The 251-nt window shown below is 74.1% G+C and carries 1 pseudogene; it reads right to left on the bottom strand.

Annotated features, from left to right (window positions below):
• Nucleotides 1–251, bottom strand: a pseudogene (locus ACPXCS_RS39750) (hypothetical protein); the annotation flags it as partial.

The raw sequence follows: 251 nt of genomic DNA, 5'->3' as shown, positions 1-251 counted from the left end.
GCGTGGACGGCCCGCGTCCGGCCAGGGGCGTTCCTCGGTCAGCAGTTCCACCGCGCCCGCCGTCCAGTCGACGTGCGAGGACGGCGCGTCCACGTGCAGCGTCCTGGGGAGCGTGCCGTGCCGCAGGGCCATCACCATCTTGATGACACCGCCCACGCCCGCCGCGGCCTGGGCGTGGCCGATGTTGGACTTCAGCGAGCCCAGCCACAGCGGCCGGTCCTCCGGCCGGTCCTGGCCGTACGTGGCCAGCA

This window comes from Streptomyces sp. DT190 (assembly GCF_049846985.1).
Lineage (GTDB): Bacteria > Actinomycetota > Actinomycetes > Streptomycetales > Streptomycetaceae > Streptomyces.
This window is presented reverse-complemented; position numbering and strand designations above follow the sequence as displayed.